At 59.4% G+C, this 9,540-nt stretch carries 6 protein-coding genes and 6 pseudogenes; 8 read left to right on the top strand and 4 right to left on the bottom strand.

Going from position 1 to position 9,540, the window contains the following annotated elements:
• Position 1: 1 nt before the first annotated feature.
• Both E4K64_RS40915 and E4K64_RS40910 read left to right on the top strand, forming a co-directional pair.
• Positions 2-400, top strand: a pseudogene (locus tag E4K64_RS40915) (IS110 family transposase); the annotation flags it as partial.
• 55 nt (positions 401-455) lie between these two features.
• Positions 456-632 (top strand): annotated as a pseudogene (locus tag E4K64_RS40910) (transposase); the annotation flags it as partial.
• Positions 633-1,036: 404 nt separating this feature from the next.
• Here the strand turns inward: E4K64_RS40910 and E4K64_RS35100 are convergent.
• The gene (locus E4K64_RS35100; protein ID WP_430642555.1) at positions 1,037-1,291 is read right to left on the bottom strand and encodes a triphosphoribosyl-dephospho-CoA synthase; all 255 of its coding nucleotides are present in this window, start codon (positions 1,289-1,291) and stop codon (positions 1,037-1,039) included.
• Positions 1,292-1,368: 77 nt separating this feature from the next.
• Positions 1,369-1,650 (bottom strand): annotated as a pseudogene (locus E4K64_RS35095) (biotin-independent malonate decarboxylase subunit beta); the annotation flags it as partial.
• A 36-nt stretch (positions 1,651-1,686) separates the two neighbouring features.
• Between E4K64_RS35095 and E4K64_RS35090 the strand changes: the two are divergent.
• The 4 genes and pseudogenes from E4K64_RS35090 to E4K64_RS35075 form a co-directional block, all read left to right on the top strand.
• Positions 1,687-2,375: pseudogene (locus tag E4K64_RS35090) on the top strand (GntR family transcriptional regulator).
• A 445-nt stretch (positions 2,376-2,820) separates the two neighbouring features.
• Positions 2,821-3,123, top strand: a complete 303-nt coding sequence (locus tag E4K64_RS35085; RefSeq protein WP_126261749.1) for a helix-turn-helix domain-containing protein — start codon at positions 2,821-2,823, stop codon at positions 3,121-3,123.
• Positions 3,120-4,367, top strand: coding sequence for a type II toxin-antitoxin system HipA family toxin (locus tag E4K64_RS35080; protein ID WP_126261748.1), 1,248 nt, complete (start codon positions 3,120-3,122; stop codon positions 4,365-4,367). Before E4K64_RS35085 ends, E4K64_RS35080 begins: the two co-directional genes overlap by 4 nt.
• A gap of 847 nt (positions 4,368-5,214) precedes the next feature.
• Positions 5,215-5,504, top strand: a pseudogene (locus E4K64_RS35075) (DUF736 family protein); the annotation flags it as partial.
• 66 nt (positions 5,505-5,570) lie between these two features.
• On the opposite strand, the gene E4K64_RS35070 reads toward E4K64_RS35075, so the two are convergent.
• Positions 5,571-6,899 carry a DUF3422 family protein gene (locus E4K64_RS35070; RefSeq protein WP_164719091.1) on the bottom strand — a complete coding sequence of 443 codons (1,329 nt, stop codon included), beginning with the start codon at positions 6,897-6,899 and terminating at the stop codon, positions 5,571-5,573.
• A 227-nt stretch (positions 6,900-7,126) separates the two neighbouring features.
• Complete coding sequence (locus tag E4K64_RS35065; RefSeq protein WP_126261747.1) at positions 7,127-7,510, bottom strand: DUF2169 domain-containing protein; 384 nt, start codon at positions 7,508-7,510, stop codon at positions 7,127-7,129.
• A gap of 732 nt (positions 7,511-8,242) precedes the next feature.
• Between E4K64_RS35065 and E4K64_RS35060 the strand changes: the two are divergent.
• Together E4K64_RS35060 and E4K64_RS41365 are read left to right on the top strand one after the other, a co-directional pair.
• Positions 8,243-8,380, top strand: a pseudogene (locus E4K64_RS35060) (IS66 family transposase); the annotation flags it as partial.
• A 280-nt stretch (positions 8,381-8,660) separates the two neighbouring features.
• Entirely contained in the window at positions 8,661-9,470 is an 810-nt protein-coding gene (locus E4K64_RS41365) for an effector protein NopP (RefSeq protein ID WP_283810187.1), read from the top strand.
• Positions 9,471-9,540: the final 70 nt, after the last annotated feature.

Raw genomic sequence — 9,540 nt, 5'->3', positions numbered from 1 at the left:
CATTGACGTCCACCGTACTTTCGGGGAGGTGGTGATTTGGGAAGACGGCAGGCTCCGACATGCGGGCCGCATTGATATGACGCGGACTGCGCTGGAGGGATTTGGCAAGACCCTGCTGGCCAATGATGAGGTGGTGGTTGAAGCGACCGCCAACAGCATGGCGGTGTCGCGGGTTCTGGCGCCGTTCGTGGCGCGGGTGATTATCGCGAATCCGTTGCAGGTGAAGGCGATCGCCCAGGCTCACGTCAAGACCGACAAGATCGATGCCGGCACGCTCGCCAGTCTGCAGGCGGCCGGGTATCTGCCGCAGATCTGGACGCCGGACGCGGAGACCGAACGCAAGCGTCGGCTGGTGGCGCGGCGCTACCAGGTTGTGCGGCATCGCACGCGGCTCAAGTCGGCTGCAGACCACGGCATAGCCCTCGAGGTCATAAAGCCTGTCGGAGGCCAAAGGAGGCTTCGTGCTGCTCCCAATGCGATGGGTCGTCGAACGATCCTTCGTGTGGGCCACACGCTTCCGAAGACTTGTCAAAGACTACGAGCGATGCGCTCAGACTCTCGCCGATCTCCACCTGATCGCTTTCGCATGCATCATGCTCAAAAACGTCGCTAAACTCGCTGCTGGTTCCTAACAGCCCCTAGGCCGCGAACATAACCGAGTCGACTATCGGGCCCTGCCGCGCTTTCCATCAGCCGCGCGCGAAGATCCGTGAGCCGCAGCGCTTCTTCGGCCGTCCAGATCCCAGCGATGCTCCAGGCCGCCATCTCGCCGACGTTGCAGCCGGTGACGGCGGTTTGCTCGATCAGGAGATCGGCGATGCAGGCGTGAATCGCGAGCGTCGATGTAACCGTGAGGATCTGGCTGGAATGATTGGCGGAAAGTTCATCAGCGGTCCGCGTCCTGATGAACTGCCGGGGGTCCGCGCGGAGACAAGCCATCGCTGCGGCAAAACCGGCTCCGCGGCGGGCGGCTCTGCGACAAGATCAAAAATCTTGTCCGAGAGCGTACCTTGACCGCCGCAGAGTAGTGCTAGCATCAGAGTTCTATCCTATCGACGAACAGCGCCATCGCGAGCAGATCGGCCGAGCCGCCGGGGCTGAGATTGCGCGCCACGAACGCCTCATGAATGTCGGCCGCGCGCCGGCGCCATCCAGGCGATCCGAAGTCGCCGGCGGCAGGGAAGCTGGAGGCACTCTCTTGCGCGAAGTGCAGTCCCTCGGGCCCGCCACGATGCAGCAGGTTGGTGTCGGTGACCTTGGCGATCAGTCTCATGCAGGTCTCAACGCGCACTGCTTCCTCGTCGTCGGGCGCAAGCTTGCGCGCCGCATGCAATGCGGACAGGGGCCGAAGATCGACAGATGCGGGCTGCCGCCGCCACAGCAGCCGGCGCGCCCGCCGATCAGGCCGATGACATTGATGTCGCTGCGCCGCGCCTCGATCACCGCGCGCATGATTTCCGCGATCGCGAGCTCGCCGGCATTGGCTTCCTGAAGTCGCCCGCCGCAGGTGTCGAACAGGATCACCACATCCTGCTTGAGCGCGCGCGCCGAACGCAACAGGCCGGTGAGCTTGGCGCCGTGGACTTCGCCGAAGGCGCTGCCCATGAAGTGTCCTTCCTGCGCGGCTACGAGCGCGGATGCGCGTCCATCCTCTACTTCACCGTGCGCGCAATTATGGGAAGCTGAATGGCAGGTCTGTTCAAAGTTGCAGAAGCCGAAGAAGATGGCGGCCTCCTCTCCGATCGCATCCGCAATGCGCTCACAGGCGAGATCGCGTCCGGCGCGCTCGTCGCCGGTTCGGCTCTCGAAGAGCAGTAGCTTGCTGATCGCTTCGGAGCCTCGCGTACCCCGGTGCGGGAGGCGCTGCGACAGCTCGTCGTCAGCGGGCTGGTTGAGGTCCGTTTGACACCCGAACGGATCATGGACATGTTCGAGACCAGAGCAGAGGTGGAAGCCATGTGCGTCCGCCTCGCCACCTATCGCATGACGCCGCTCGAGCGCAGCCGTCTGATCGAGTTGCACGAAGGCTCGCGGGCGATGGTCGAGGCCAACGACGTCGATGCCTATGATGCGTTCAACCGGGTTTTCCACACGAATGCATCTACGGCGCAACGCACAACTCGTTCATGGCCGAACAGGCCCAGGACGTCCGTGCCAGGCTAAGTGCCTTCCGCCGCACGCAGTTGCGGCAGGGCGATCGCATTCGCAAGTCCCGCGACGAGCATGATGCCATCATGCAGGCGATTGCCGAAGGGGACGGCGAGAACGCCTCACGCCGGATGCGTGCGTATATGCTGAACGCCGCGGCAGCGCTGCGGCGTTACATCGAAGATCGCGTCAGGCCCGTCGAGGGGCCTGAGCCCGACAAACTCTGACAAGGCGGTCATCGACCACCCTTGACGTAAACGAAGGCAGGCGCGGCTGAAGGTACCTCCAGCCGCAATCCGGTTGCCCGCGTGCCGGCAGTCACCGGGGCGCCGCGCCAGCGATCAATTTTCGGCCCCTTCGCATGCCCACCGGAGGACGCTCGGATGCGCGAGTAAACTGGCCGAGCTCTCCAAAAAGTGTGAGTTACGGCCTGAGGCCAATCTAAGTTTGAGGCTGGCGAACGCAGGACAACCAAGAATACGGTTAGGGCACTTCGGGGCTGTAATCGCTGCCGACGTTGCGATGAGAGGCGCTCCCGTTATCGAGGCTAAAAGAATGACACGTTTACAGATCTTTTAAGTTGGAAAGATACGTAAACAGAACATAATGGTTGATCCCAGTTTCTGAGCACGATATGTATACGGATCTTGTAAAAAGGTACGAGTAGGGATCATGGAGCGCGGCTCGGAGACCACCTTCCACCTAGGACGGCTCCTCCGGGATGCCAGGAAACAAGCGGGTCTGACTCAAGAGCAGGTGGCTGAACGCGCGGGGATTTCGAGGCCTCGTTACCGTGACATCGAGCAGGGCGCGGCCGCCGCGCGTGCCACGACCCTGATCAACGTCGCGCGCGCGCTGGGTATGGAGTTGATGCTGATCCCACAAGCAATGGTCCCGGGCGTCAATGCTCTGCTTCGCCCTTCCGACGACGAAGACCGACCGGCCTTCACCACCGATAAGGACGGTGATGAATGAGTGTCCAAGTCCGCGCCCCCAACACCATCCGATCGCTCGACGTGTTCCTTCAAAAGCTCAAGGTCGGAACGCTCGTACGCACGCCGGGCGATTTCAACGCTTTCAGCCTGGATCCAGCGTATCGAGCCATGGCAAGGCCTCCAATCTTGAGCCTTTCGTTGCGCTCCGCCGATGGCGGCCTTCGCAAAGATCCGAAACCCCTAGCGCACGTCTTGCCGGCCTTCTTCGCGAACATGTTGCCTGAGGACAGGCTCCGCGAGGCAATGGAGAAACACCACGCAGGAGCGGTGAGGCCGGGCAACGATTTCGACCTCCTGGCGGCGCTTGGCACGGACTTGCCGGGCGCCGTGCGCGTCGTGCCCAGCGACGGCACTACCACAAAAGCTGCTCAAACCGATCCACAAGTGATCAAAGCTCGTTTTTCCCTGGCCGGAGTTCAGATGAAGCTCTCGGTGATGAAAAACACGGGCAGGGCAGGCGGATTGACCTTGTCCATCGGCGACGAGCAGGGTCAGTACATTGCGAAATTCCCCTCAACCAATCTTGTCGGATTGTCGGAAAATGAGTTCGCCATCCTAGCGCTCTCGGAGGCAATCGGTATGGATGTGCCTCAACGAGAGCTTGTTGAAAAATCGGATTTCGAGGAGATACCTGAAGAGTTCAACACCCTCTCGACCGGTAAAGTTTTGTTGGTGAAGCGTTTCGATAGGGGCCCCGACGGCAGGCGGATACATATCGAAGACTTTGCTCAGGTTTTCGGCCGGCAACCATCCAAGAAGTACGATGACGCTTCATACCACGATATCGCCTCCGCACTGAACGTCGCGGTGTCGACAGATGCCGCACTCGAATTTGTCCGCCGCCTGGCTCTTGCTGCGCTCGTCGGGAACGGAGACATGCACTTGAAAAATTGGTCTACGATCTATCCGGGCGACGGTTGCACTCCGGCCATCGCCCCGGTGTACGACGTGCTGTCGACCACGGCCTATTTTCCAAAGGACGACATGGCGCTGTCATTGGGGGGCGAGAAGTCCTTCAAGGCGCTTACTCCGGATCGTTGGCGGAAGTTTGCCAACCGGGCGCGGCTACCGGATCCCGCCGTCATCTCGGCCGTCAAGCAAGTCGTTTCATCGGTGAACGAGCTTTGGTGGAACCTTCCTGAGCGGGATGTTGTTCCGACGGCTGTCCTCGAAAAGATCGATGCAAAAATCCGCGAGATGAGCTTGGTTCTAGATCCAAGCTAAGTCTCATCTCTTTTGCCCTTCAGGCTCGCGAGCATTGCTGCCGTCGGGATACTGCTCGCTCGGGCTCATCAAAGACAGCGAAGGAGCAAGGGATCGTGCTGCGCGAGGCCTGGTCTGGGCGGCAGCCTCGACGGCCAGCTTCGCTACGGCGCGCTGGGGGCGCTGCGGTTCGATCCGCTCGTGGGCTCTCGATCATCGCGGGTGCGACAAGAGATGTGGGTCTTGGCGCGACCAATTGGATCAAGCAGTCGAACTTCTCGATTGCCGAGTCGCTGCCCGGCACGATTCATGGCCGGCTCTACGATCAGGGGATCATACCAAATATCGCCCCAGATCGTGGCGCTTTGCAAGGCTGACTGTGATGAACTTGGTCGGAAGTTTAGGTTTGTCGACTGCTAAGGCGGACGTGTGCACGAGGTGTGACCAGGATGTCAAAAAACCCTCATCAGGATGTGATTAGAATGTAGCTGGTCTAAAGCGCCAAGACATTCAAAGCAGCGATCATAGAGGCATGGACCAAGCGGTCGCATTTCAGAAATGAGACGGCGACAATAAGGTGAACGGCCGCGCGGCTGACACGTAACTACGACTCCAAATTGGTCCGTTGCAAAAGGCAGAAGGCGCGTATCACCATCGAACTCACTTGCCGGCCTCTCGGTGCGGTCGAACTCGCCACATTCTTCTTGACGTCAGTTCTGCAGGCGAGCGCGCCAACCGCCTTTTCGATGGATTGATCACCCGAAGAACGCCTGACGCATCGATCGCAGTGCTCCGTCGATCACCTCCGGCCCGTCGATCACCATCGAGGCCGGTGGGGGCTCGGAAACGCAGATCAAGGAGAACTATTATGGCGAGCATCCGTACCTTCACGAGGACCGGCAACAACGAGATCATCGGTGGAATCGTCACCCTCTCGCTCCAGGCCAGGAACGTGCGGATTGCCCCCGAAACCAACCGCTCCGGCGACAACCGAGCCACTGGGTCTACGTCGGCCGTTGGAGATCAGGGCCGCCCGGGCGAAGGGCTCCAACGAGGGGGTCTGAAGCTCGACGATCCGAGTTTCACCCCACCGATCTTCGCCAACCTGCCGACGAGGAAGGTGAGGGCTTCAGCCTGATCTGGCCCCGTCCCAGCCGCGCAAGGGCGACTGACCCCGACCATGCGAGGATCGCAGGACGGACGCACCGAACCCCTCAAGCAGCTTTAGTCGCAAGTAACGGAGGGCGCGTCGTGGTGCTTGAGGTGTCTCTTTCGGACATTGTAGCTTACCAGCCAGATCACGCCGACCGCGATCGGCACGAAGGCCGCGGTCAGGAACGATGGCTCTACTCGCAGTCCGACGTCATGCGCGCCCTTGGCAAGATAGCTAAACAGGCTGACCACATAATATCCTATCGCCCCGACCGACAATCCTTCGACCGTGCACTGCAGCCGAAGTTGCTGTCTCGCGCGCTCGTTGATAGCCTGCAACAGGTCATGATTCTGCCGTTCGATTTCGACGTCGACCCGGGTTCGCAACAGATCGGCGGCACGCGCTAGCTTGTCCGATAGAGTCGCCTGACGGTCCTCAACGGTCGCGCAGGTTCGCATCGCCGGCGCCATACGGCGCGCTAGAAACGCCGACCAGGTTGGATAGCCCGAGATATTGTTGCCTTCAATGATGGACAGACGCGATTGGACCAGCTCGTTATAGGCCCTGCTCGCGCCAAAGCGAAACAGGCTGCCGGTCGCGCCTCTTTCGAAGGAGGCTGCCAGCGCCGTCAGCTCCGCAAGCAGATGGTTGTTGAACCGCAGCCCCTCACCGCTTTGCATCTTCTCGAGCGCCTCAACAAGCCGGCGGTCGATGCGATCAACAGATGGTGCAAGCTCAAGGGCCGCCGACAGACCAAGCAGCGCCAATGGACGGTAGGTCTCGATTTCCAGGAGCCGCTGCACTAGCGCTCCAAGATCGTGGGATGTCATGCCAAGGTCGCAAACGAGGATTTTCGTGAAGCCTTTTTCGTCCACGCGGAAGTCTGAGGCGGCAATGCCTGTGCCGCTCTTTGTGGCAACCATGGCGAGGCTGTTCTCGTCAAAAATCTGTTCGGCCCGCGTAGTCGGCGAGGCGTCCTGCTCCACTTCTAGCCTGATCGCGACCAGCAACTGTCCGGTCTGACGCAACGCGCGGATCAGCGATCGGACAGTACCATCAACTTTGTCAAATCGGTCTGCGGCAGAACAATTTGAATTAGTCCAGATCCAGGTGAGTGTTGTAAATTCAGAATGCTGCTCCCAGCGTAGCGTAGCGGGCCCGATGACAATCTGATGAAGTTTCGCCGATTGCTCAGGCGGCGTAAGATTGCGCTCGAGGCAAAAATCGATAAAACGGCAGCGTTCGCTTGCGGCCGCCTCGCCCTGTGCAAGAAAAGCGAAGTGGATCACACTGAACGGCGAATCAAGGCGCGTGAAGGGGCGCGCGTGCACTTCGCGGAGCACAGCGTCGCGTTGCGGATGTGGCGTGAAGGTTCGCAGATCCAGTTCGTCATCGATCATGTATTGACGCCTCGCTTCAGGTGAGCAGGCAACCGTCAGCCTAGACGCCGGAGGCAATGGCGGTGCTGGGAAACGGTTGCGCGCGGCTAGGTAGCTGACGAAGCCGTGTCGATGATCACGCCGCTTGAACTCGGGAAAGAGGTCTTGCGGGACGCGCGTCAGACCAGGCAGATTAAGGTGGAGCCGCCCCATCCAGCTTTCGACGCCATCAACGTATGGTCCGTTGTTTATGGCGAAATGCCGGCATTGAGGCTCAACAGGTGTGGCGGTGCGCGCGCGACCTTTGCGGTGGCGCGCGGCACCGTTCGATGGATGCCTAGATCTACGTGGACATTGTTGTCTGGCCGTCCCTCAGGTTCCGCCGCGTGTCCGCCGATAAGCACCTTGGTTTGTGGCTTGAGCATGCCGACGTGCAGGGAGGTGCCGGGCGGAAGCTCCTTCGCGGCCACGACCCAAAGCTCCTGCTCGCCCTGCAAACGATTCGGGCGCGAGTTGGCGAGATTGAATGCGGCGAAGGCCGAAATGAGGCTCGTCCCTGGAGGACGACGCTCGCATTTGGTCGACAGAGCCAGTGTGCGTGGCTTTACAGGAACGGGCATGAAGCCTGCCAAGACGTTTTTCGTCCCCACCAATATCGCTCGAGCGTGACAGACTTTCGGTCGCTCGATGCAAGCGCGTCTTTATGTCCCATACCAAATTTGGTAGGCAGCCGTTTAGCTCCGCGTTGCGTAAACCGTCGTTTCCACGGCAAAGGTTGATATTCGAAGCAGCGGCAATTTGCTCAAGCAGAATCTTCGGTCCCCAAAGCCGCTCCGCCGCAGCTTACCGCGATGCCGCGACTAGCAGTTCGACGGTCGCGAATGAACCTTTGCCGCCATCAGGCGACGTCAGCAACTGCGGGTTCAAGGCTGAAGGGCTGACCGTCAAGCACAAAGGCAACTTCGTCATTCGATTCGCTTTGACGATCTCAGCCTTGGACGTTGATCGCTGTACCAGCTTTTGTGCCGACGAGCTCTGACAAGTTTGAGGCTTGTAGCGTCGCTATTTTAGGTGACTGGGGTGCATCGCGATCAACTTGCCGAATTCGAGAAGTTCATCGCGGCCGTCAGCTTTTGGTCAGGGGACCGGTCTAGTCAGGCGCTGTCCGAAAGGTGCCAGGGCATCCCCACGAAGCTCCTTCTGACCTGCGCTGCATTTTCATCCAGCGGCAGTTAGAATCTCGGAGTGCATGCAGCGAGACCGAACTTTGGATCGAGCTATGCAGAATTCTGGGTGACGAGGTGATCAGGCGGCGTGGGTTGCCGGCATTTGGATGAATGCCGTCGGTGAATCTGACACCTGCGCAGAGCAAGCTGCTTCTCGACGATATGCACGCCTGGCCGCTGCGCGCGCGCGAAACCCTCTCGCGCTCGTCCGAGGTGCTCAAGGCTATCAATTATATGCTCAGGCGCTGGGAAGGGTTCGCTCGCTTCCTCCATGACATCGCCCAGAATAAAGGTTTGCTGACGCATGCTGTCCCTGATGGCGCGTCCATCGTTGGAACGGAGCTTCGCTCAGCTGATCTCAACTTCGGCCGAGTTATGAAGACGCTCCGGCGAGCGCGGCGCCGAACTGCGCGCGCTCGCCGGCTCGCTCTACGTTTCAGAGAATTGTGCTTTTCGTTTATTGTCGGCGTCAGCTTACGGACAGCTAAGCTGCTTATCGGCGGGGTTAGGTCTAATGACCTGAACACAATGCAAAAGCCATAGGAGTGTGGTCGCCATGGGCGGTCGAATTAACAATTGGTCGGATATTCCATCCGCTGATGAGTATCATAACGCGAACTCCCCGGAGCACAGGAATGCTGACTATTTCGCGGACGCGTTCGGTAGAATGGGATTGCAGGATTCGGGTGCCAGCTCATCCTCGCAGCCGAGTTATTACCTCACTTCAAGATCTCCCGTTGTTGAGATCGACCAAGCCGAATTCCGGGAACGGGTGAGGAGTTTTCATGGTGACGAGATCAATCATATCGCCAACAATCCGCAGGAATACTCAGAATTTGTATCCGAAAGAGCTAGGCGCACCGCGGATGTCGCTAGCAATTACGCGATCCGAAGGGATTCTGGTGCCGCCCGATATTACAGCTACCAACTGGGAAACAGGAGCGTCGGCCTCCAAAGAACGGAAGCCGGATTTCCTATGGCGACTGAGTTCACCAGCCAACGGTGGCGAGAACAGTTCCCCGGACGAACTGACGTCACATCAATCGTGGATTTTCAGGTTGCTCATCCGCTCGTCGGCAACGCCGGCGATATTCTGCTTGAGCACCAACTACAGCAAGACGGCGAACGGCCGCTGGTGAATTGGCGTCCTGCTAATGATGAAGCGAGAGCCCGTGCAGAACAAATGGGCTTCGTTGATGTAGATCACAATGATATGGTACTCGATCCCACCCAGTCCCGACAGTGGAGATATAGGGATGGTGAATGGCAACGTGCAACCAATTCTCCGATGTATCTCTCCAAAGTCAAAACGCCGAGTGATGATGAACCTTCACCAGGGTCCGATTCGGATGGAGACTTTATGTGACGTGAGATCTCCACCAATCGATTGAGGTGGAGCAGGAGCGCAGACCAACCGACACCTGCGGCTTACGATC

It is taken from the genome of Bradyrhizobium frederickii (genome assembly GCF_004570865.1).
In the GTDB taxonomy this organism is placed as follows: domain Bacteria; phylum Pseudomonadota; class Alphaproteobacteria; order Rhizobiales; family Xanthobacteraceae; genus Bradyrhizobium; species Bradyrhizobium frederickii.
Note: the sequence above shows the minus strand (reverse complement) of the source record. Positions and strands in the feature narration are given on the sequence as shown.